At 59.6% G+C, this 22,745-nt stretch carries 17 protein-coding genes; all 17 read right to left on the bottom strand.

Annotated features, from left to right (window positions below; translation table 11 throughout):
* Positions 1-282: 282 nt before the first annotated feature.
* Positions 283-3,468, bottom strand: coding sequence for an isoleucine--tRNA ligase (gene ileS, locus B2696_RS06040; protein WP_286954453.1), 3,186 nt, complete (start codon positions 3,466-3,468; stop codon positions 283-285).
* Positions 3,469-3,797: 329 nt separating this feature from the next.
* On the bottom strand, positions 3,798-4,124 hold the full coding sequence (locus B2696_RS06035; RefSeq protein ID WP_075730111.1) for a hypothetical protein: 327 nt from the start codon (positions 4,122-4,124) through the stop codon (positions 3,798-3,800).
* Between the two features lie 106 nt (positions 4,125-4,230).
* The gene (locus B2696_RS06030) at positions 4,231-5,415 is read right to left on the bottom strand and encodes a DivIVA domain-containing protein (RefSeq protein ID WP_286954451.1); all 1,185 of its coding nucleotides are present in this window, start codon (positions 5,413-5,415) and stop codon (positions 4,231-4,233) included.
* 299 nt (positions 5,416-5,714) lie between these two features.
* Entirely contained in the window at positions 5,715-6,008 is a 294-nt protein-coding gene (locus tag B2696_RS06025; RefSeq protein ID WP_075730113.1) for a YggT family protein, read from the bottom strand.
* Positions 6,009-6,098: 90 nt separating this feature from the next.
* Positions 6,099-6,548, bottom strand: coding sequence for a cell division protein SepF (locus B2696_RS06020; RefSeq protein ID WP_075730114.1), 450 nt, complete (start codon positions 6,546-6,548; stop codon positions 6,099-6,101).
* Positions 6,549-6,676: 128 nt separating this feature from the next.
* On the bottom strand, positions 6,677-7,414 hold the full coding sequence (locus B2696_RS06015) for a YggS family pyridoxal phosphate-dependent enzyme (protein WP_286954448.1): 738 nt from the start codon (positions 7,412-7,414) through the stop codon (positions 6,677-6,679).
* A 53-nt stretch (positions 7,415-7,467) separates the two neighbouring features.
* Positions 7,468-8,223: a peptidoglycan editing factor PgeF gene (gene pgeF, locus B2696_RS06010; RefSeq protein ID WP_286954447.1), complete on the bottom strand. Its 756-nt coding sequence runs from the start codon at positions 8,221-8,223 to the stop codon at positions 7,468-7,470.
* A gap of 30 nt (positions 8,224-8,253) precedes the next feature.
* Complete coding sequence (ftsZ, locus tag B2696_RS06005) at positions 8,254-9,567, bottom strand: cell division protein FtsZ (RefSeq protein ID WP_075730117.1); 1,314 nt, start codon at positions 9,565-9,567, stop codon at positions 8,254-8,256.
* A 253-nt stretch (positions 9,568-9,820) separates the two neighbouring features.
* Positions 9,821-10,510: a cell division protein FtsQ/DivIB gene (locus B2696_RS06000; RefSeq protein ID WP_286954446.1), complete on the bottom strand. Its 690-nt coding sequence runs from the start codon at positions 10,508-10,510 to the stop codon at positions 9,821-9,823.
* Between the two features lies 1 nt (position 10,511).
* Positions 10,512-11,981, bottom strand: a complete 1,470-nt coding sequence (gene murC, locus B2696_RS05995) for a UDP-N-acetylmuramate--L-alanine ligase (RefSeq protein WP_286954444.1) — start codon at positions 11,979-11,981, stop codon at positions 10,512-10,514.
* A gap of 1 nt (position 11,982) precedes the next feature.
* Entirely contained in the window at positions 11,983-13,143 is a 1,161-nt protein-coding gene (gene murG, locus B2696_RS05990; protein WP_286954443.1) for an undecaprenyldiphospho-muramoylpentapeptide beta-N-acetylglucosaminyltransferase, read from the bottom strand.
* A gap of 35 nt (positions 13,144-13,178) precedes the next feature.
* A complete protein-coding gene (locus tag B2696_RS05985; protein WP_286954441.1) occupies positions 13,179-14,732 on the bottom strand; it encodes an FtsW/RodA/SpoVE family cell cycle protein in 1,554 nt (517 codons plus the stop codon).
* A 117-nt stretch (positions 14,733-14,849) separates the two neighbouring features.
* Positions 14,850-16,286, bottom strand: a complete 1,437-nt coding sequence (murD, locus tag B2696_RS05980; RefSeq protein ID WP_286954439.1) for a UDP-N-acetylmuramoyl-L-alanine--D-glutamate ligase — start codon at positions 16,284-16,286, stop codon at positions 14,850-14,852.
* A 72-nt stretch (positions 16,287-16,358) separates the two neighbouring features.
* Positions 16,359-17,465, bottom strand: coding sequence for a phospho-N-acetylmuramoyl-pentapeptide-transferase (gene mraY / locus B2696_RS05975; protein ID WP_075730123.1), 1,107 nt, complete (start codon positions 17,463-17,465; stop codon positions 16,359-16,361).
* Positions 17,466-17,557: 92 nt separating this feature from the next.
* Entirely contained in the window at positions 17,558-19,084 is a 1,527-nt protein-coding gene (locus tag B2696_RS05970) for a UDP-N-acetylmuramoyl-tripeptide--D-alanyl-D-alanine ligase (RefSeq protein ID WP_286954437.1), read from the bottom strand.
* Entirely contained in the window at positions 19,081-20,661 is a 1,581-nt protein-coding gene (locus B2696_RS05965) for a UDP-N-acetylmuramoyl-L-alanyl-D-glutamate--2,6-diaminopimelate ligase (RefSeq protein WP_286954435.1), read from the bottom strand. The genes B2696_RS05970 and B2696_RS05965 overlap by 4 nt, the downstream gene beginning before the upstream one ends.
* A 95-nt stretch (positions 20,662-20,756) precedes the next feature.
* Complete coding sequence (locus B2696_RS05960) at positions 20,757-22,622, bottom strand: peptidoglycan D,D-transpeptidase FtsI family protein (protein ID WP_286954462.1); 1,866 nt, start codon at positions 22,620-22,622, stop codon at positions 20,757-20,759.
* Positions 22,623-22,745: the final 123 nt, after the last annotated feature.

The raw sequence follows: 22,745 nt of genomic DNA, 5'->3' as shown, positions 1-22,745 counted from the left end.
ATCCGAATGCGCCACCGCGGCGGGGGCGCCTTACCCGCCAAGGCGGGACAATAGTCTGGCAACCCCCGCACACCAGCCTTTAGGATAACAAGCCTAACGGCGACTTCCGGCACCCCAAAAACAAACCCAGCCGGCCAAGCACCAACAATGGTCAAGACTGTGGCTGTGCGGTGGAGATGGTCTCGGAAAATACCGGCAAGGGACTCGCGTTTAGCCTGCCACTCCCACCACTCAGTCTTAACCGGAAGAACCTCTCAAGGCCCTTGGTTGGGAGCCCTGAGCCTAGTTCTTGGACACGGTGGCGCTCACGCCCTCGACCACGTCGTGAGCCTCCCCGGCGGGGAGTTCGTCCGTGATAACTAGCTCCGTGGCTAGGACCTCGCTGGAGATGTGATCACTAAAGCGCTGCGCCCACTCCAACTTCTCTGCTGGGACTGCCAAGACAACCCGGATGCGATCCGAGACTTCGAGTCCCGAGGCCTTGCGGGCGTCCTGGAGCCCACGGATGACGTCGGCAGCCCAGCCCTCGGCCTCGAGTTCCTCAGTGACCGTGGTGTCTAGGACCACAAGTCCCTCGAGATTCTCGATGCGTGCGGTGGAATCCGGGTCTGCTGCCTTGAGGCGCTCCGTGTACTCGTCGGGGCTGAGCACAATATCGCCGTCGACAAGCACGTCGGAGCCTTGGCGCACATAATTGCCAGCCTTGAGATTCTTGATGGCACGCTGTACGTCCCTACCCAAACGCGGACCGGCCACCTTGGCGTTGCAGACCACATCGAAGGTGCCTGCCGCACTCACATCATCGGTGAGGACGACATCCTTGACGTTGACCTCATCACGAATGATGTCCTTGAAATCCGCCAGCTGAGCAGAGCCAGCCATCGCCACAGTGAGCTTGGGAAGCGGCAGACGGTTGCGCAGCTTATTAGCCTTGCGCACCGAAGACGCAGCCGAAGCTACAGCGCGAGTCGCATCCATCGAGGCCACTAGTTCTGCGTCGGCGGGGTAATCGGACGCCTGCGGATAGTCCGTCAAGTGTACGGAGCGATCCCCCGTCAGACCACGGTAGATGACCTCGGAGATATGCGGGAGCAGCGGCGCAACCACGCGGGTTACGGTCTCTAGAACCGTGTACAGGGTGTTGAAAGCCTCCGGATACTCTTCATCGCCAGCCCAGAAACGCTCGCGAGAGCGACGTACGTACCAGTTCGTCAGAGCATCGGCGAAAAGGCGCACCTCCTCCGTCGCGGTGGCAATGTCAGTGTTGGCAAGTGCCGCATTGACGCTTTCCACCAAGTCATGCACCTTGGCCAGGATGTAGCGGTCAAGCACATTGGTCGAGCTGGTATCGAACTTCGCCTCCTTTCCGGCATAGAGCTGCAGGAAGGTATATGCATTCCATATGGGCAAGATGGCATGACGCACGCCCTCGCGGATGCCCTGCTCGGTGACGATGAGGTTACCGCCGCGCAGGATGGGTGAGGACATGAGGAACCAACGCATAGCGTCAGAACCGTCCCGGTCGAAGACCTCGTTGACGTTGGGGTAATTGCCCTTCGACTTCGACATCTTCAGCCCGTCATTGCCCAAGACGATGCCGTGAGCCACGACCTTCTTGTAGGCCGGACGGTCAAAGAGCGCCGTGGAGAGAACGTGCATGACGTAGAACCATCCACGAGTCTGCCCGGAATACTCGACAATGAAGTCTGCCGGCGAGTGAGTCTCGAACCACTCCTTATTCTCAAAGGGGTAGTGCTTCTGCGCAAAGGGCATGGAACCAGACTCGAACCAGCAGTCGAGCACGTCAGGCACGCGCACCATCATGGACTGGCCCGTGGGATCGTCCGGGTTCGGACGTGTGAGCTCGTCGATGTAAGGACGGTGCAGGCTCGTGGGGCGGGTGCCGAAGTCACGCGCCAGCTCGTCAAGAGAACCGTAGACGTCCACGCGGGGATAATCCGGGTTATCGGATACCCACGCCGGGATCGGCGCTCCCCAGTAGCGAGTGCGGGAGATGTTCCAGTCACGGGCGCCCTCGAGCCACTTGCCAAACTGTCCATCGCGGATGTGCTCAGGCAGCCATTCGATTTCCTCATGGTTGAGCTCCACCATGCGGTCACGGAACTCCGAGACCTTAACAAACCACGCAGGCAACGCCTTGTAGATGAGCGGCTCGCCTGAGCGCCAAGAGTGCGGATAAGAGTGCTCTATGGTGACGTGACGAAGGACGCGACCGGCAGCCTTGAGATCCTTGATGATGTTCTTGTTGGCACCAAAGACTAGCTGGCCGGCGTAAGGAGGTACCTGGGAGGTGAACTTACCATCCTCGTCGACGGGGATCACCAGCTCGATTCCGTACTTGTTGCAGCTACTCATATCGTCTTCACCAAAAGCCGGGGCCTGGTGAACAACACCGGTGCCGTCCTCGGTGGTGACATAGTCTGCTTCGATGATCTGGTAGCCGTTCTTCAGATCCGGGAAGAAGTCGAAGATTGGCTGGTAGCGGAAGCCAGCGAGCTCAGAACCCTTGAAAGTAGCAAGAACCGGCGCGTCTTTGCCCAGCTCCTTGGCATAGGCCCCACGCAGGGCATCTGCCAGAATCAGAGTCTTTCCGGCGAAAGCGCCCTCAGCGGTGACCTGGACCAGAACATAATCAATGTCAGGATTAACGGCCAAAGCCGAGTTGGATGGCAGCGTCCACGGCGTGGTGGTCCACGCGATGAAGTCGGCCTCACCAAGCTCAGGGTGCTCAGCCAACGTAGTCTCCGCCGCAGTCCCCGGCAATGCGCCAACGACCGGGAAGGTCACCGTGAGAGTCGGATCCTGACGCATTTTATAAGAGTCATCGAGACGCGTTTCCTGATTAGACAGCGAGGTATGCTCTGCCCAAGAATAAGGAAGAACCCTAAATCCCTGGTAGATAAGGCCCTTGTCGTAGAGTTCCTTGAAAGCCCACATGACCGATTCCATGTAGTCAAGGTCCATGGTCTTATAACCGTTGTCGAAGTCTACCCAACGCGCCTGGCGCGTGACGTAGTCTTTCCACTCATCGGTATATTCCAGCACGGACTTGGCGCAGTACTCGTTGAACTTGGCCAGACCCATCTCCTCAATCTGAGCCTTGTCGGTGATGCCTAGCTGCTTCTCCGCCTCTAGCTCAGCAGGAAGACCGTGGGTATCCCAGCCGAATACTCGCGGCACATAATTGCCCGCCATGGTGCGATAGCGCGGAACGATGTCCTTGACATAGCCGGTAAGTAGGTGACCATAGTGCGGCAAACCATTAGCAAAAGGCGGGCCATCGTAGAAGATGTACTCCGGGCAATCCTCAGTCCTGGCCAAGGAAGCCTTGAAAGTGTCATCGTCCTTCCAGAACTTCTGGACCTGCTCTTCCATATCCGGGAAACGGTGGGAACCGCCTGTCATGTCGACCTTGGGATACACCCCGCCCACGTTGTTTACGCTCATCTGTGCAATCAATCCTTCACTCGTCATCTACGGTGCACAGGGACGCATCCACAAAGATGCGCGGTACCACCCTGTTTGGCGCCTGCTCTAGGTGCCCGCTTGATTGGCAGTGAAGGAGATTTCGGTCCCACCCGCTCGGTTCTAATGATGCCTGCGCTTAGCGCCGACACTTTCTTCCGAAATGCTCCCACGGTGATAGCCGGATCAATGCATCTGCGAAGAGTATAGCGCGCTTGTCAACACACAGTGCACTTGAGGTGGGCACCCAGCGCAGAGTCACGCATTCTCTTCAACTTGGAGTGCACAACAGAATCAAGCAGAGGGAGGGCTTAGACAGAGGGGCTGTTTGGACCAGGTTCCCCTGAGTCGCTCGTGGTTTTTCCAATGCCGGGAAACTCGCGACTGTGGCTGCGAGAAGATGGATGGTGCTCAGGCTCTTCTTCCTCGTGTGTGCCGGAGACAGCCTCAAAGGCTTCCACTTGAGCTTTCTTTGCTTTGTCTTGACGCTGTTTGCTCGTCCAATCGATAACAAAAAGAATAAGCCCTAGGCCTGCAGTGACAAATAGCACGACGAGCGACCACGTAGCGGGGTTCAAAATGTAGTTAACAAAGGCAACGAAGGACACGAAGGCCAACACGAGGGTGGCTATGAGCATGTGGGTGCCCTTCCTACTCAGGGGTGGTGGCTGCGATAAAACCACAATAGCGCCCCCAGCCACTAAGTGGCGGGAGCGCTACACGGAGAGCGGAGATAATCTACCGCTAGTTATGGGACTTTCCAGCGTCACCGTTGGGGGCAGCGGTGCCGCGGGTCTCCAGCTCCTCGAGCTGGGACTGCAGGAGAGTCTTGAGGCGAGTGCGGTACTCACGCTCGAAGGTACGCAGCTCGGAGATGCGAGCCTCGAGTGCAGTCTGCTGCTGCTTCACCGTGTTCATGACCTCGGTGTGCTTCTTCTCAGCATCTGCCTGGAGCGCGGCAGCCTTGTCCTCTGCCTGGCGGATACGGGCCTCAGCACGGGCGTTGGCCTCGGATTCGGTTTGGCTAGCCTTCGCCTCAGCGTCAGAGACGAGCTTCTTGGCGCGGTTACCAGCGTCGAGCAGCTGTGCATCGTACTTCTTCTGTGCGTCAGCCAGCTGAGCCTTGGAGCGCGTGTCCGCCTCAGAGAGCTGCTTCTCGGCAGCAGCGCGGGCATCCGCCAGCATGGAGCTGGAATCGGCCTTGGCCTCGGAGGTGAGACGATCTGCCATTTCCTGAGCCAAGCCCAGGACGCGGGCGGCCTGCATGTGGGTATCCGGAGTGGCAATGCCACTAGCAGCAGCGGAACCAGCCGCAGCAGCGGTGCTGGCCGCAGCTACGCCGCTGGCCTTGGCCGGCGTAGCCTTCTTCAGATCCTCGACCTGCTTCTTCGAGCGCTCCAGCTCGCGCTTGGCCTGTGCGGCCTCAGCGCGTGCTGCCTCTAGCTCCTTCTTGGCCTGCGCGGCTTCCTCACGCGCAGACTTTAGATCGGCATTTCCTGCGGAGGACGCCGCCGCGAAAGCGGAGCCTGCAGGGCGCTCGGAGGCAGAAGCCTGCTTGGCCTTAGCGGCCTCAGCAGTTGCGGTCTTAGCCTGCTCCTGGGCGGTGCGAGCCTCGTCCTTAAGCTTTGCAATCTCCGACTTGGAGTCCGCCAGCTTAGTCTCATATTCCGCGCGCAGCTTGGACTCAACCTCGTGGCGAATCGCAGCCTCGTCAGCGCCCTTGGCGGGAGCTGCACCGGTACCTGACTTAACCTGGGAGGTGAGATCCTCGACCTGCGCCTGCAAATCATCGTTCTCATCCTGCAGCTGGGCAAGGGTGTCCTCTACGAGATCGAGGAACTGATCTACCTCGTCCTCGTTGTAGCCACGCTTGCCAATCGGCGGCTTGCTGAAAGCGACGTTGTGGACATCAGCTGGTGACAGTGGCATTGACTTCTCTTCCCCTTCAAGTCGGTTCGGCCCCGGTAGTTCCAGAGCTGTGAAGATGCAAACCCTTCCCGCGCTAACACACGGGTCGAATCCACAATCAATCTTGTGCGGTCAATAATACGTATTGTCTTAAATCATTGTAACCAATCGCTAACATTATCCCACGTTGGCCACAGTCTCAATATCAACAAAAGGGTTGGGGTTTAGGATTTGGGCCCCTAGCGCCTCTCGACGCACGCGCGCCCTATCCTCTCGCACCCACGGACGTACACAGCGTTTTAAACGCTGGCGGCCCGAATCTATCCAAAGAAGATGATGCGCAGAACGATGGAAAGCAAAGACAAAATGAGGAATAAAACGATGATGGAAACATCGAGGGCGACCCCACCCAGGCGCAGCGGGGGAACTATCCTGCGCAGGGCCTTAACTGGCGGATCCGTGACTACAAAGAGCGGTTCAGCCAGGACCATAAACCACCGCGGCGGGTTAAATTGCCGCGAGAAAGACTGGACCATCTCGATGAGGATGCGGGCGATGAGAATCCACGTATAGATTCTCACCAAGAAAATTAAAATGATTCCAAATTCAGTCACGTTTAACGAGCCTATCGGAACTACCCCCGTCTTTGCAGATTTAGGCCAGTCCCGTTGCGTCTCGCCGCACGCCGGCCCGAGAGCGCGCCACTAACGCAGGCCGGCCTCGTGCTCAAGTTCCGCGTTGCTGAAGTCTGCGTCCTTGGGAACGATGGCAAAAACCTTGCGGTCAGTCTTTAGCACCTTGGTCAGGTTGATCATGCGCCCTTCCAAAGCGAAGCACAGGCCTGCTGCAAAGTCGACGAAGCGCTTAGCCGCACCGCGCTCAGCATCGGTCAATTCGAAGACTACGGCATCTCCCTCACGGAAGGGTTCGCCCACTCGGGCCGCGTCATTGAAAGAAGTCAGGGAGATGGCAACGATGCGGGGCACGAATTGCTCCTCCTCAACAACAGCGACAGAGCCATAAGCAGAACGCGGGGCATAGGCCGCAGCACCGTTGCTCTCGTAGCGACGATCCTCCGCGAAATAAGCCTCGTCAGCTTCGACGTCCATCGGCCCCAGGCCGAAGAACTCTTTCGTCTTGTTGAAAAATTCCATTGATGGGTCTCCCTCGTGACCGAGAACGCTAGTGCCAGAATCCCAAAAAATACCGGCAACTAAAGTTGCTATTGTTACTGATGTTACTTGAGTGATTTATACCGTGAAGTGCGCGTTTACGATGATTTTCAAACTACTGGCCGAGGCCCCATGATGCCGGTTCCGACACGCACAATATCGGTGCCCGCGGCGATGGCAGCACCCATATCCGCACTCATTCCGGCAGAAAGCAAAAGCTTGCGACCCAAGCCCTCCGTCATCTCATCGGTGAGCGCACGCGTCTGTTCAAAAACCTCACTCGCATCGCCGCCGAGAGGGGGAACAACCATGAGGCCCTGGAGACTAAGGTGCTCTAGTTTTTCTACCTCAGCCACCAAGTCACCGACGCCCGCGACAGGTACGCCACCGCGTGCAGTGTCAGCATCGGCAGAAACCTGAATGAAAACGTTTAGGCCCCCTTCCCTCTCACCGCGTTCACATGCAAGGGCTACCCCGCGGTCGAGGGCTTGTGCGAGCTTTAAAGAATCCAAAGAATGTACGCTTCGAGCCCAGCGCGCAACGTGATTAGCCTTCTTCGTCTGCACTTGGCCAATCATATGGAAACCGATCTCGGGCAACTGCGCCGCCTTGGCTCGGGCCTCTTGCTCGCGATTCTCGGCCACATCTGTGATGCCAAGCTCCCCCAGTAAGGCGATGTCTTCCGCGGGATGGAACTTCGTCACCGGCAAAAGCTGCGGTTGTTCCCTGCCCGCCGCTTGAGAAAGCTCCGCAATGCTGGCCCGGGTGCGCTCCAACCCCCGACGCAGCTCCTCTTTGCGCTTGCTCGCCGCTTCCAGTGTCAAGGCAGTGGATTCCTGCTTGCTCATTAGTGTTTTTCCTTCAGTCCTTTTCTATGCTTCTATCGGCCTCTGTTACAGGCCTAGTCTTGCGCCGCCTCGAGCCAGATAACCCCAGCTTGCCGGCCGGTTGTTCCCTCGCGCCGATAGGAGAAGAAGTCCTCATCCTCAATGGTGCAGCGCGGATCAGAGTGAATCGCCGTTACGCCGAGCCCGAGCAATTGGCGCACAAGTCCACGGCGCACATCGACGCCCCATGACCCCTTAGGGGTGCGCACCTTAGACCCGGGCAGGTGCTTGTCGACGTCTACTGCCATCGCTTCTGGGACCTCGTAATTCGCCCCGCACGCAGCAGGCCCCATGAGCACCTGGATAGCTGCGGGCCGCGCGCCAAGGTCCACCATGGTGCGAACAGTCTCCGTGATTATACCGTTGCGCGCGCCCAGCCTGCCCGCATGGGCTGCGGCTATCACCCCAGCCTCGACGTCGACAAGCAGGACCGGGGTGCAGTCAGCCACCAGCACCGCCAACCCGAGGCGGCGGCACTGAGTAACTATGGCATCGCTCGCGGGCACTGGGTCCTCGCGCGGGCCCTCGACCACAGTGACTGTGTTGGTATGGAGCTGTTCCATCCACACGATGTCCTCGAGGCCTAGGACACGTGAGAGCCGCGCCCTGTTTGCTGCGACGGCCTGTGGATCATCACCCACGTGATCTCCCAGGTTGAAAGAATCATAGGGAGATGCGGAAACCCCGCCGGCACGGCTCGTAAAAACCATGCGGACGGGGCGGGAACGCGCATCTGGCGCGGTGAAAGGTGCTTCCTCGTTTACTGGCATGCACTCCAGATTAGCGCGTTAGAGTAACGCTTAGCGCATGAAGGAAGGCACGTCGAGGTCATCATCACCATCGTCATCGTGGCGCGCGGCAGGGCGTGAGAGACGGTAGTCATCACGACCCTCCTCGCGGCGATCATCGCGCTGGAAACGCTCGGAGCTGGTAAAGAGGCCGCCCGACTCGCCCCCACGGCTAGGAGCCTGGGGCTCGCGCTCGCCAGCGCGAGGCTCATAGGAGTGGCGCGGTGCGTAGCGGTCCTGAGCCGGATCCTCGGCATAGGCTGGTGCCGGGGCCGGGGTAACGGGCTCGGCCTCGCCACGGTCGCGGCTATCAAAAAGGGAACCGGGCTTGCGCTCCGCCTCCGCCTTATCCTGCTGCTGCGCCTGAGCGGCCATATTAGCCTGGGCATCGAAGCCGGTTGCGATGATGGTAACGCGCACCTCGTCACCCAAGGTGTCATCAATGATGGTGCCGAAGATGATGTTGGCATCCTCGTCCGCGCGCTCTTCAACCATCGATGCCGCGGAGTTGACCTCGTGCAGGCCTAGATCAGAGCCGCCAGCGATGGAGAGCAACACGCCCTTGGCGCCTTCCATGGTGGACTCAAGCAGCGGCGAGTTGATGGCCTGCTCTGCGGCGGTCATAGCGCGGTTGTCGCCGCGGGCAGAACCGATTCCCATGAGGGCGGAGCCCGCATCCGACATCACGGAGCGAACGTCCGCAAAGTCAACGTTGATCATGCCCGGAATGGTGATGAGGTTCGTGATTCCCTGCACTCCGTTATGGAGCACCTCGTCCGCGGCGCGGAAGGCCTCGACGATGGAAAGCTCCTCTCCGCCTAGCTGCATGAGGCGGTCGTTGGGGATGACGATGAGGGTATCGCACACCTCGCGCAGCTCCTCTATGCCGGCCATGGCCTGGCGGGTGCGGCGCGCACCCTCGAACTTGAAGGGACGGGTAACCACGCCGACGGTCAGCGCGCCCATCTTCTTCGCGATGGAGGCGACTACCGGCGCAGCACCGGTGCCGGTTCCGCCTCCCTCACCCGCGGTAACAAAGACCATGTCGGAGCCCTGCAAGGCTTCCTCAATCTCGGTTTTGTGATCCTCGGCGGAGGTCTTGCCCACCTCGGGGTTGGCACCGGCGCCCAGGCCACGGGTGGCCTCGCGTCCGATATCGAGCTTGGTATCGGCATCAGAGAAGATCAGGGCCTGGGAGTCGGTGTTGATGGCGACAAACTGAACGCCTTTGAGGCCTTCTTCTATCATCCGGTTAACGGCGTTAACGCCGCCACCGCCGACGCCGACGACCTTGATGTCCGCAAGGTTGTTGCTGGAAGAGATCATGTGAGGTGTGCTCACCTTTCGCTAATAAAAACTGCAGTTGCGTAGACCGTAAACGAGGAAAAATGCATTCCGCATCCGTGCGCCCCTTTAAGCCAAGAAGCGGTTGCTTCCATCTTCGATGAATGTGGCGGAAAATTCGCGTTCATTTCGCCGCGTGTCGGTACCCTCAAGGACTACTTTAGGGTTGCTGACGTGCGGGTATTCAGATCACACCCGCCACATCCGCCACAGCAATGCTTGGCGACGTCGCCCTTTAGTCCCGCGCGGTGACTAGCTCCGGGTTGGAAATATTCCAGTGCTGACCATCCATCTTTAGCACCGTGGCAAAGGCACGGGCCTTGTTTGCATCATCGCCATCACTGGCCCCCCAAAAGACACTGCGCCCATCCCGCAAATTAAAGCTAAGAGAGTAGGCATCTTTGACTTCGAGGCTCTCGACCTGCGCACGCAGCTCCGGGGAAAGAGCGGAGATAGCAGCGGCTGCTTGGGCCATCTGCTCACTGCCAGGTTCAACAGAGCCTGTTATCTCTACAGTGCCTTCCGGCGGGGTCTCGCGCACAAAACCTTCACCGGCGCCGTCGATGAGCTCGGAATCATCGCCTTCTTTCTTGAAGGCGATGGCCTTGTGTTCAACCAGCTCAACCTTGAGTTTCGAGGGAAAAGAGCGAGACACCGTGGCCGATTCCACCCAGGGCAAGGAAGCAACCCCGGCCGCCGCTTCGCGCGCATTGACCCGCACGAGGTTTGTCCCTATCCCAACCCTGGTTGCCTCCTCCACTGCGGCGCTGTCGATGTGTTCATTGCCTTCCACAACAAAGCCGCCGACACGCAGGATGGGGAAAACCCACAACGCGGCGCCCACAAGTAGCCCTACAGCGACTATCGCGGCGATGACGCCTGCAATCCTTTTGGCGGGGCTTCGAACGCCCTTGTCCTTGCGCACTTTAGCCCTTCAACTTATCCAAGATTTCAGCGGCGACTAGAGTAACCGAGCCGGCCCCGATCGTCAGGACGAGATCGCCAGGGTGCACCAAAGAAACTACGTCTGCCGCCGCCGCTGAGAAGTCTGGCTCAAAAATGACCTGCATGTCCTCCGGCATTTTATCCGTGATAATTCGCGAGGTAATGCCCTCGACCGGCTGCTCGCGCGCACCATAAATGTCTAGAACCACCGCGGCATCCGCCAACGAAAGTGCCTGAGCAAACTCAGCGTCGAAGGCCATGGTGCGCGAGTAGAGGTGTGGCTGGAAGCACGCGATGACGCGCCCACCTTGGCCTGCCGCCTCTACCTTTTGGCGCGCGGCCTTGAGCACCGCAGTCACCTCCGTGGGATGGTGCGCATAATCGTCGAAGACCTGCACGTCAGGGCCCTCATGAAAGGAGACGGCCCCTCGGAACTCAAAGCGCCGGCGCACGCCGCTAAACTCCTCCAAGCCCTGGGCGAGTTCTGTGGCATCGCCTCCGGCCAAAGCTGAGGCCGCCAACGCGGCCACGGAGTTAAGAACCATGTGGTGGCCCGGAATCTGCAGCCCGTACTCCGCGTGTTGCTCCGCGCTGCCTGGCAGGCGCAGGCGAACCGCTACGTGCATTCCAGTCTCATCGATGTGTTCGCCAACGAGAGCGCCGGCCAGTGGAATCTCTGGGTACTTCTCCCCCGCCTCCTCGCTGCCATAGCCCAGCACGTTGACGCCTCTTTCGAGAGCACGCTGCCCGATGGCTGCTGCATGCGGATCTTCTAGGCACACCACTAGGTATCCGGTTCCTTCGGTCACGCGGTTTGCGAAGTCATCGAATACCTGGAAATAAGCTTCAGGAGTCTTAAAGAAATCGAGGTGATCGGGTTCAGCGTTGGTGATGACCGCAATATCCGGGCTGTAGCGCAGAAGTGAGGCATCCGATTCATCGGCTTCCGCGACGAAGGCTTTACCCGTACCAGAGTGGGCGTTGGTACCGGCCCGATTGAGCTGCCCGCCGATAGCAAAGGAAGGATCCAGGCCCGCACGCTGCATAGCACTCACGGTCATCGAGGTGGTCGAGGTCTTGCCATGTGTGCCAGCCAGCAGAATCTGTGTGTGGCCGACCATCAGAGCAGCCAGGAGATCAGAGCGACGAATGACTGGGATCCCCCGCTTCTTGGCTTCTACCAGCTCGGGATTGTCCTGTGGAATGGCGGCAAAGGAAGTGACTACTGTCGTAGGTTCTTGGCCCGCGAGCTCAAGGTTCTCAGCACGGTGACCAATGGCGACCTTGGCTCCCATTGAACACAAGACCGCAACCGGGGTGGAATCTTTAACATCGGAGCCAGTAACTACGCAATCGCGGGCGGCGAGGATGCGAGCGAGTCCCGACATCCCAGAACCGCCGATTCCAATGAAGTGCACCCTCGTGAGGTCATAAGGCAAAGCGTCTGCCATGTTACTTTCCTTTCTCTTCAGTGCCTGCTGTTTTGCTTCCGCGCCCAGGCTTGCGGGACTTATCGTGTTCTTGTTTCACTTCGCGCCCTGCTCTAGTGACGCTGCTGGCAATGCGGTCTGCCAAGGTGTAGGCCACGTCCCCCGCGCTAGCGCGCGCGACGGCTTCTTGCATGGCCGCCAAGCGCTGCGGATCCCCGAGAATTGAGCGAACCTGGTCAATCAAGCGTTCTGCACTCAACTCGGCATCGGGGATGTGCACGGCCGCACCGGCCTCGACGAGCTCACGGGAGTTAAAAGCCTGCTCACCGTTGCCAAAAGGCAGCGGAACATAGATAGCAGGAAGCCCTGCTGCGCTGACTTCCGCCACTGTCATGGCCCCAGACCTGCACACAACTAGGTCCGCGACTGCTAAGGCCCCTGCCATGTCTTCGATATAGGGAAGGGGAACATAGTTCTCGTGGGCTGCGGGAGCCTGGTTCTTCTTACCGTAGGCATGCAGAATCTGATAGTCCTTGCTCAGGTTCTCAACAGCACCTGCCAGAGCGCTGTTGATGCTCACCGCGCCTTGAGAGCCGCCGGTGACCAAAATCGTCTTCATGTCATCGCGCAGGTTCCATTTCTTCCGCGCAGCAGCAGCCACGCTGCCATCTGGATCGGTGGCTAGGCCAGGGCGCACCGGGATGCCAACGACCTCACCGGGCATCCCGGAATCCGCGTGGGCATTGAGCCCAATTCCCCCCAGCCTGACGCCCAGTTTATTGGCCATTCCGGTCAAGGCGTTGGTCTCTAGAACATAGAAAGGCACACCCAATGACTTTGCGGCGAGGTAGGCCGGTGCAGCGACGTATCCGCCGGTGCCAAAGACCACGTCTGCATCGACGTCCTTGAGCACTTGGCGGGTCTGGCGAAAGGACTTGGCCACGTTAAAGGGCAGTTTCAGAAGGTCCCCATTGAGCTTTCGCGGGACTGGCACCGGGGTTATCAGGCGCAAATCAACTCCGCGCCCCGGAATGATGTCCCGCTCAAGGCCGCGGGACGTGCCGAGCGCCGTGAGCCGAGCACCGTGTCGATCCCGCAATGCCTCCCCTACTGCAAGCGCTGGTTCGATGTGTCCGGCAGTGCCACCACCTGCGATGACGACGGAAATGGGCAGAAAATTCATAGAAACTAGGCTACCAGCGCGCCCTGCCTAGAAGATCACTCGCCGCGCGAACGATGGCGGATGCGCGGATCACGGCGCACCCGCGGGGCTTCTGCACCCCTAGACTCGCGGCGCGACGTTGATTCGCGGTAGGAAGAACGGCCCTGCCCGCGCTCGGTGACGGGACGCCCGTAGCGCCGACGCCGCTCCCCTTCTTCGTGGGCCGCAGAGCCACGGGGTCGTGGCTGGGAAGCTGTGCGCGAAGATCCATTCGGCACGCTCGCGGCTGGGCGCGAGCGCCTGCCATTGCCGCGCACTATAACCTCCGGCGCCGTGCGTGGCTCCGGAATCCCCAAGACACGGTCGAATATAGGACGGCCAAAGTTCTGCATGGCTGAGACCTGCATGGGCTCGTGCCTGGCTACGTTGCACAATATGCCCATAGAACCAATCGTGATGATGGCTGCCGTGCCGCCCGCGGAAATCATGGGCAACTGAATACCGGTAACCGGCAAGAGGCCGATGACGTAGCCGATGTTATAAAAGGCCTGGCTGACCACGCCGACAGTCAATGTGGCTGCCAGCAGAGCCTGGTACTGATTGCGAGCCCTGCGAGCGGTGCGGATGCCAACATATCCCAGCGTGGCGAAGAGGAGGATAACTAGAGCACCGCCCCATAGACCCAGCTCTTCCCCGATGACTGCGTAGACGAAGTCATTCTTGGCTTCCGGAAGATAGAACCACTTGGCGCGGGACTGGCCTAGGCCCACGCCCCAGAACCCGCCGTCGGCAAGCGAGAGGAAGCCCTGATAAGCCTGGAAGCCAGCGCCCTGGGTATCTTCGATGTTTCCGCGCAGAGCATCAAAGTAGGTGTGGAAGCGGTGCGAGCGAAACCCGCCGCTAAAAAAGAGAAGCACAGCACCAAGGATGCCCAAGCCCGCGATGGGAATAAACACCCGCCAGTTGACGCCGGCGAAAGCCAGGGTGAAGATGACAACTAGGGCAAAGGACATGGCCATGCCGATGTCGCCCTGCGCCATGATGAGGATCAACATGAATCCGGCGATCACGGCATAGACCAGAAATGGATTAGATAGTTTCCAGCCATTCCACACTTTATCCGCCAGCGCTGAGGCGCCGAACAGGCCGACGACGACGCGAGCAACCTCGGAGGGCTGAAGGGTTAAGGGTCCGAGAACGATCCACGACTGGGAGCCGACGCTTTCCCTACCTGTACCAATGCCAGGGATAAGAACAGCGATGAGCAACAGCACCGCCACGACCAAAGCTAGGGGCACGATTTTCCGCAAAGAATCCGGCGGAATGCGCAGGCCTACCCAGAAGGCAACCAGGCCCAAGGCGACCAAGAGCATCTGGCGCATGGCCTCGCTCCACACCGTGCCGCTCTCTGCCAAAGAGGTGGCCATCGAGGAGGAGAAGGCCATGAGGATACCTATTGACACCAACGCGACCACGCAAAAACGCAGCAAGGTGTAGTCCAGACCCGCGCGGGTACTCAAGTGCGCGCGTAGTTCCACAAGGCGTTGGGACAGCGACTGATTTGCCGGCCCAGGCACCTCGCCTTGGGGCTGCGAAGAAGTGGCTGTCATGGTGTCTCCTACCTACCTGGAAGAACAACTACAACTAACGCGATACAACTAGCGCGGGCGATACTTGTGTTGTCAAAGTTTCTCGTGGTGCTGACGAGTCTATAGCTTTTGAGGTTCCTAGTGGTCGAGGCGCCGCGCAGCGTGGGCAAACATGTCGCCACGCTCGCCCATCCCGCTATACATATCCAACGATGCCGCAGCAGGGGCCAAAAGGACGGTATCCCCGGCCACGGCGTGATGCAGAGCAAAGGAAACTGCTGCGTCCATCGCCTCCTGCGGGTCAGTCGAGTCGATGACTTCCACTGGGACATGCGGCGCGAGTTCCTGCAGCGCCTGTGCAATGAGATGCCGGTCAATTCCCAAGACGACGGCAGCCTTAATCTGCCCGGCGTGGCTCGCGATAAGGCGATGCACGTCCGCGCCCTTGAGTTGGCCACCGGCCACCCAGACAACGGAGTCCAAGCCGCGCAGCGCCGCGTCAGCCGCGTGAGGATTGGTCGCCTTAGAGTTGTCGATGAAGTCCACCCCCGCGTGCCGGTGCACTATTGCGCCTCGGTGACCAGCCACGGTGAAGTCATGTAGCCCTTGATCAATAGATTCTGGAGCAGCACCGGCCAGTGCCGCCACTGCAGCGGCTGCGGCTGCGTCAAGGGCGCCTGCCCGACCGGGAGGCTCAATTCCTTCGATGGGGCCGAGTTTTACTCGACCTGGGGTTTCCAGATCTTCGGCGACGAGGGCTTGCCCGGCGATGCCAACCTGGCCAGGACCGGGCTCCCCCGCGCCAAAAGAATAGAGGTGGCTGGCCAACTGCCCGTGCTCTTTAGCGAGCTCGACATAGTGGCACACCCTAGAGTCATCGCGCCCATAGACAGCGACCTGGCCGGCTAGGACCTTCGCCTTGGCGCGCGCATAGGCGTCGAAGGAGCCGTGCCAATCAATATGATCCTCTGCCAGATTAAGCAGCACGCCCACAGCGGGGCGCAGCTGCGAAGACCAGTGCAGCTGGAAAGATGACAACTCGACGGCCAGCACCTCAACGCGCGGGGTAGCGCGCAAGGCGTCGAAAGGAGAAGTCCCGATGTTGCCCACTGCCAAGGCGCGGCGGCCAGTGCGCTGGGCGTCGACCTGCATGATCTGAGCCAGCATTCCGGTCGTTGTGGTCTTCCCGTTCGTGCCTGTTACCACCAGCCACTTACGCGGGGCACCAAAGACGCCCGCGCGATCCAGCCGGTAGGCCAACTCGACATCGCCGATGACCTCCCGATCTGCTTGTGCGAAACCCACGAGCAGGGGCGTATCGGGGCGCCATCCCGGCGAAGTAACAACGAGATCGAAATCGCCGGTGGCTTGCAACGCTTCCGCGGGGCTAAGCGTGTCAACTCCGAACTGAGCTTCCATGGACTGACGTGCGTCCGCATTTCCATCAGCGACCGTCGTATCAATTCCTAGCTCGTGCAGGACGCGCACGCATCCCCGCCCAGACACACCCGCCCCGGCAACGAGAACCTTGCCGCGCAGACTGGCGGGAACACGCGAGGCATCATAGATGTCCATCAGGAGGATTAACCGAGCCTTTCAGTAGTCATTGGGGAGAATCCAGTGGAGAAGCCATTGGGAACTTGGAAACTAGATCCCAAGTCCGGATTTGAGAAGCCAGTCACCGTAGAAGATGGCGGTGCCGGCCATCGCGGCCATTGCCGCCAGCAGCCAGAAGCGAATGACGACGGCGGTTTCCGCCCAACCGCCATTTTCAAAGTGGTGGTGGATGGGTGCCATACGGAAGAAACGCTTGCCGGTGGTGCGGAATACTACGATCTGGATAACAACGGAAACAGTCTCCACCACGAAGATTGCTCCGATGATGACCATGAGCAGCTCGGTTTGAGTGGTCACCGAAAGCCCGGCTACAAGGCCACCCAAGGCGAGCGAACCGGTATCACCCATGAAGATCTTGGCTGGGGCGGCGTTCCACCACAAAAAGCCTAGGCAACCGCCCAGTCCGGCAGCGGCAAGAACCGCCAAATCCAGGGGATCGCGGACTTGGTAGCACCCAGCGCTGAGCGCGGTGGCGCAAGAATTGCGGAACTGCCAGAAAGTAATGATGGTATAAGCGCCCATGACCATCGCCGTGGTACCAGCAGCTAGGCCATCCAGGCCATCGGTCAGATTGACGGCGTTGGACCATGCCGCGATGAGCAGGTACATAAAGATTAGGAAGATAATCGTGCCTACGATCGCGCCGCCGACTGCGATATTGAAGGTATCAATCTCACGGACAAAGGAAAGATTCGTAGACCCCGGCGTGAGCCCGTTGTCATCCTTAAATTGCAGAACCAGCCAGCCAAAGCCCAGTGCGAGAACAAGCTGACCCAGAAGCTTCGCAGTCTTGTTGAGGCCGAGGTTACGGGCTTTAAAAAGCTTGATGAAGTCATCGGCGAAACCAAGAGCACCCAGGCCCAGCGTCAATCCGAGTACAAGGAGCCCGGAGGCAGTAAAGCCCCCTATTCCCTGTATCTCGCCGTAGATGCCCACCACGACATAGGCAACGACGATGCCCGCCAGGATCGATAGCCCGCCCATCGTTGGCGTACCGCGCTTGCGCAGGTGAGACTTCGGCCCATCTTCGCGGATCTCTTGCCCCTTGCCCAAAGCGGAAAAGTAGCGGATGAGAACCGGGGTGCTAAAGATCGCGACGAGGAAGCTCACGACTCCGGAAATAATAATCTGAGTCACTGGTTAAAGTCTTTCTAATTCTTTTTAGTCACGGCGGTAACTAACGTGTGGAGAATGCGCTGCTTATCGGCGCTGCTTGTGGGTGGTAGCACTTAACGCACAAGAGCATCAGCCACCTTCCATAGATGTTGGGCATTGGAAGACTTGACCAAAACAACATCCTTAGCGCTGCGCCGATCCCAATCCTCCGCGGAGATCGGCGGCGTGCGCAAAATATCCTCGACGGCTTGAGCCGCCTGCTCGACATCCGCGCAGACAGTAGTATTTATACCCTGTGCCTCGGCGGCCTGCGCCATTGCCTGCGTATTCGGGTTCGTTCCTACCGCGACGAGATACTGCACGTTGTACTTGGCCAGCTCAGCCCCCAGCTCGCTGTGCGCCTCCTGAGCCTCGTTGCCCAGCTCCCCCATCTGTCCCAGCACCGCAATTGATCGCACGTCAGGGCGGGCGGCCGAGGTATAGGCCAGAGCCGCAATCGCCGCGCGCATCGATTCCGGGTTCGCGTTGTAGGAATCATCGATGATTGTCACGCCATCGGCGCGGGTATGCACATCCATCCGGTGCTTGGAAGCTATACGATGCCCCGATAGAGCGTGCGCAACAAGCGCCGGATCCACACCGGATTCGATAGCCCCTGCCACTGCCGCGACGGCATTGGAGACTTGATGCTGACCAAAGACCTGCAGCTTTATCTCAAAGGCCTCGCCCTGCGGGGTATGCAGGGTAAAGGATGCGCGGGCGACGTCGTCAAGCTGGACGCCCGTGGCATAGTACTGTGCCTGCGAGGCCGGCGGAGTAGAAGCGGAGTAGTAGACCACCTTTGCCTGGGTGCGCGGGGCCATGGCGGATACAAAATCATCGTCGGCGTTGAGCACCGCAACTCCGCCTTCGCCGGCGGAAGGCAATGCCTCAACGAGTTCGCCCTTTGCCAAGGCAATGTTCTCACGGGAGCCAAACTCGCCCAAGTGGGCGGTCCCCACGTTAAGCACGATCCCCACCTTTGGCGCGGTGATGGACGCCAAGTGCCGAATATGCCCAATTCCCCGCGCCGACATCTCAGCCACAAGGTACTTAGTATGCTCATCACAGCGCAAAGCCGTATAGGGCAGCCCGACCTCGTTGTTAAAAGAGCCAGGGGGTGCAACCGTATCCCCCGCAGCGCGAAAGATGGTGGCGATGAGATCCTTTGTGGATGTCTTTCCCGCGGAACCCGTAATACCTACGATGCGCAGTTGGTGCTGAGCGGCCAGGCGTTGGGTGACGGCACGCGCGAGCGCAGACAGCGCCGCTACAACCGCCGCGGCCGAACCATCAACGTCGTGCGCATAGATGTCAGCATTAGCGCCCTCCCCGGAGATTTTGCCGTGTGGCTCAACCACAATGGCGGGGACGCCCACCTGCCGTGCGGCTAGGACGGCCACCGCGCCCTTTTCTATTGCCTGCGCGGCGAAGTCATGGCCGTCAACATGCTCGCCGGGCAGGCAGAGGAAGAGCCCGCCAGGAGTTACCTTGCGAGAGTCGAACTCGACGAACCCGCTCACCTTTTGGTGCGGATTATCCACGTGGTCGAGCGTGCCGCCGGTGATATCGGCGATCTCCTGCAATGTCAAGGGAATCATTTCTGCTCCTCTATGTCAGTGACGCCATTTTCGTCACTTCTCGATTGCGCGGATGGGGAGTTCCCAGCCGCGCGGGCAATCCGATCCTCGATTGCCTGTGAAAGTTCCTCGCGGTCGTCGAAGTGATAGATGTGGTCTCCGATGATTTGGCCTATTTCGTGGCCTTTACCCACGACAATAACCGCATCTCCAGGCTCTGCCCATTCGACAGCAGCCTGAATTGCCTGCGCCCGGGAGCCAATCTCACGGACCTCCCGCGCGCCACCTTGGTGCCGCGCGCCTTCGAGTACCTCAGAGCGAATGAGAGCAGGGTCCTCGCTGCGCGGATTGTCATCAGTGACAATCACCAAATCAGCACGCTGGGCCGCTGCGGCACCCATCAACGGGCGCTTGGTGGTGTCGCGGTCACCGCCGGCTCCGATGACCACCGCGATCCTGGCAGAGTCTGTTGAAAGCTGCCCGCGCAGGGTATCGAGCACCGCAGCCACGGCCGCTGGCTTGTGGGCATAATCCACGATGGCGAGGAAGTCCTGGCCCTGATGGATAGCCTGCATCCGCCCAGGCACCGAGACATGAGCCAGCCCTGCAGCGAATACTTCACTATCGACGCCAATGGCGCGCGCCATTCCCAGCGCCAATGCCGCGTTCGCGATGTTGAACTTCCCTGGCAAAGGCAGACGGAAGTCCACCTCGCCATGAGCGCTGCGCACCTCTACCTCTTGGACGCCGGATGCCTCCGCGCGAACCTGCTGAGCAAAGTAGGTTGCTTCATCCTCCTGTGCAGGATCAGTGGCCACCGAGCTAACCTCGAGCCCTGAGTCGCGGGCTACGTGCTCCATCTCTCGGCCCCACTTATCGTCGATGCAGACGACGGCCTGGCGGGCAGCCTGCTCACCGGAAAACAGGCGAGCCTTGGCGTGGAAGTAGGCCTCCATGGTCGGGTGAAAATCTAGGTGATCCTGGCTCAGGTTAGTAAAGCCTCCCACCGCAAAGCGGGTTCCGCGCACTCGTCCTAGCTCCAATGCGTGCGAGGAGACCTCCATGACCACGTGTGTCACGCCCTGCTCGAGCATGCGCAGGAAAAGCTCCTGGAGCGTCGGAGCCTCCGGCGTGGTCAGCTTAGTTGCCACAGGCTCGCGATTAATTCGGGTGCCGGTGGTCCCAATGAGCCCGACCGAAAAGCCGGCGTGAAGCAGACCCGCCTCAAGCAGGTAGCTGGTGGTGGTTTTTCCGGACGTTCCCGTTACCCCTACCACGGTCAGACGCGAGCTCGGGTGATTATAAATCTCGGCCGCTATCGTGCCGAGCACCGCGCGTATATCCTCCACGGCTATTATCGGGCGCTGCTCCCCTGCCTCTGAGAGAATCTCTAGGCCCGCGGCATCCGTGAGGATCGCCGCAGCTGGAGTGTCTGCCGCAAACTTGGCACCGTGCGCATGGGTTCCGGGCAGGGCTGCAAACAGCGCTCCTGAAGCGATACTGGTGGAATCAAGGCCACACGAGGAAACCTCAACACGCGCGTCACCGATAACTCGCCCGCCGGAGATCTCCGCAAGTTTGTGGAGTGTCACTGCCATTTTCTTCTTCTCGCTCCCTGTATTCCGAGGATTTCCTTTTAAAGCAATTCTTATAAGTCTTTATTATTCGCCTCTGTGGCGCCTCATGCTTGCGATCACTGCGCTCGCAGTGTCAACTGCTCCGCTGGTTCAGTGGTCGGAATGTTGTCGCGGTTGAGCAGCCAGGAAGCGATGTCTTTGAACACGGGCGCAGCCGATTGCCCGCCCGATCCATCATCGTTGACCCCGGACTTCGGCTCGTCGAGCATGACCGCGACGACGAAGCGAGGATCGTTGGCCGGCGCGATGCCGGCAAAGGTAATCCAGTAGGCGGAATTGGAATAGCTACCGGTGTTGGGATCAACTTTTTGCGCCGTACCCGTTTTGCCCGAGAGCTGGTATCCCTCGATCGAGTTCCCGCCGGCCGTTCCGTTTTGGATGCCACTGGGATCCGATTGGAACACAGAGCGGAACATCTCAACCGTGGTCTTCGCAGTCTCGGGGCTCACCACCTGGGTGGTCTTAGGCGCGGGCCCCTCGTGCTCTCCGTCCTCTCCTGCAATCGAGGAGATGATGCGCGGCTCAATCCTTTCACCGCCATTGGCCAAGGCCTGGTAGACGCTGGCCATCTGCAGAGTTGTCCATGACTGACCCTGCCCGATGGGCAGGTTGGCAAAAGTTCCGCCTGACCACTGCTCTAGAGGCGGCACCAGCCCAGAAGACTCGTTAGGGAGCTCAATACCGGTGGTCTGGCCCAGGCCAAATGCCTCGAGATATTGCGAATACTTTTCCTGACCAAGCTTTTGGGCGAGCATGAGCGTGCCCACGTTGGAGGACTTACCAAAGATACCGGTGGTGGTATAAGGCTCCACGCCGTGCTGCCAGGCATCACTCACGGTGACGCCGGCCATATCAATGGATCCAGGAACCTGATGCACTTCGTCCGGGGTGGTCACCCCTTCTTGCAAAGCTGCGGCGGCAGTGATGACTTTAGCTACGGATCCGGGCTCATAAGGGTGGGAGACGGCGCGGTTCTCGAAGTCCTTGCCTTCCTTAAACTGCTTTTCGACGTCCTTATTAGGATCCACCGTTCCCGTGTTCGCCATGGCCAGGACCTCGCCCGTGGCCACATCGAGGACCACTGCCTGCGCTCCATCGGCCTGAGAGTTAGCCTTGGCCTTCTCCAGCTTCTGCTGGACGTAGGTCTGGAGATCTAGATCAAGGGTTAAGGTGATGTCCTTGCCCTCGACTGCGGGAACCTCGTCGCGCAGCGTACCGGGGATGACCTGTCCGTCAGTCGATACGTCTTCGGTGGAGCGCCCGTCGATGCCGGTCAGCAGTGAATCCCCGGATGCCTCGAAGCCGAATTGTCCTTGACCATCCATCGACACCTTGCCGATGACGTTCTCGGCGATAGAACCATTCGGGTACTGCCGAATGTCCTGATGGTCTGCCGCAACACCATGAAAGCGGTTGGATATGCTCACCGCAATATCGGGGTCGACGTTGCGAACGAGGACCTCGTACTGGGTATCCGCCTTGAGCTTGGCTAGGATCTGCTTTGATTCGACGCTGCCTGTGGCCGCCCCAGCTTCCTTGATCATCTCCGGAATTGCAGTGGCCATCTCGTCGAGAGTTTCTTGTACAGACTTGTCGAGCGCCGCCTCGCGTGAAGCCTCATCCATGCCGTTAAACTTGCCCTCGGCCACACCCTCGAGTTCTGCTTGCTCTTTGAGCTCCGAACGCAGACGCGTGGGAGACACCGTCAGCGACCTCGCCTGCATAGTGTAGGCAAGACGTTGACCATCGCGGTCTACTACTTCGCCACGGCGCGCGGGATCAAGATAGACCCGCGAGCGCTGTTCGACGGCCTTCGCAGCTAGGTCCGGACCCCACACCAATTGAATCCAGCCCAAACGGCCCACGAATACAACAGTGAGTACCAACAATGCCGCGATAACGACCCTAAAGCGCTTGCGCATGATGCCCTTTTGCGTGGGGCTCGCCGCGCGGGCACTTGTTCGCGGCTGCGCGCTGGCCTGGGGACCCGGTGCTGGCCGAGTGCTACGGTTAGCACCATAGCGACGGCCGGCATCACCTGCTCG

Origin of the sequence: Corynebacterium sp. UBA4397, from assembly GCF_002390965.1 — a bacterium.
GTDB classification, from domain to species: Bacteria; Actinomycetota; Actinomycetes; order Mycobacteriales; family Mycobacteriaceae; genus Corynebacterium; species Corynebacterium flavescens.
The sequence above is the reverse complement of the archived record's forward strand: the minus strand, read 5'-3'. Positions and strand labels throughout refer to the sequence as shown.

Excerpts from the sequence above, each read along its gene's own strand:
- ileS (WP_286954453.1), bottom strand. The coding sequence starts at position 3,468 with ATGAGCGTAAACAACGTGGGCGGGGTGTATCCCAAGGTCGACATGACA.
- B2696_RS06035 (WP_075730111.1), bottom strand. The coding sequence starts at position 4,124 with ATGCTCATAGCCACCCTCGTGTTGGCCTTCGTGTCCTTCGTTGCCTTT.
- B2696_RS06030 (WP_286954451.1), bottom strand. The coding sequence starts at position 5,415 with ATGCCACTGTCACCAGCTGATGTCCACAACGTCGCTTTCAGCAAGCCG.
- B2696_RS06020 (WP_075730114.1), bottom strand. The coding sequence starts at position 6,548 with ATGGAATTTTTCAACAAGACGAAAGAGTTCTTCGGCCTGGGGCCGATG.
- B2696_RS06015 (WP_286954448.1), bottom strand. The coding sequence starts at position 7,414 with ATGAGCAAGCAGGAATCCACTGCCTTGACACTGGAAGCGGCGAGCAAG.
- pgeF (WP_286954447.1), bottom strand. The coding sequence starts at position 8,223 with ATGCCAGTAAACGAGGAAGCACCTTTCACCGCGCCAGATGCGCGTTCC.
- ftsZ (WP_075730117.1), bottom strand. The coding sequence starts at position 9,567 with ATGATCTCTTCCAGCAACAACCTTGCGGACATCAAGGTCGTCGGCGTC.
- murC (WP_286954444.1), bottom strand. The coding sequence starts at position 11,981 with ATGGCAGACGCTTTGCCTTATGACCTCACGAGGGTGCACTTCATTGGA.
- murG (WP_286954443.1), bottom strand. The coding sequence starts at position 13,143 with ATGAATTTTCTGCCCATTTCCGTCGTCATCGCAGGTGGTGGCACTGCC.
- B2696_RS05985 (WP_286954441.1), bottom strand. The coding sequence starts at position 14,732 with ATGACAGCCACTTCTTCGCAGCCCCAAGGCGAGGTGCCTGGGCCGGCA.
- murD (WP_286954439.1), bottom strand. The coding sequence starts at position 16,286 with ATGGACATCTATGATGCCTCGCGTGTTCCCGCCAGTCTGCGCGGCAAG.
- B2696_RS05970 (WP_286954437.1), bottom strand. The coding sequence starts at position 19,084 with ATGATTCCCTTGACATTGCAGGAGATCGCCGATATCACCGGCGGCACG.
- B2696_RS05965 (WP_286954435.1), bottom strand. The coding sequence starts at position 20,661 with ATGGCAGTGACACTCCACAAACTTGCGGAGATCTCCGGCGGGCGAGTT.
- B2696_RS05960 (WP_286954462.1), bottom strand. The coding sequence starts at position 22,622 with ATGCGCAAGCGCTTTAGGGTCGTTATCGCGGCATTGTTGGTACTCACT.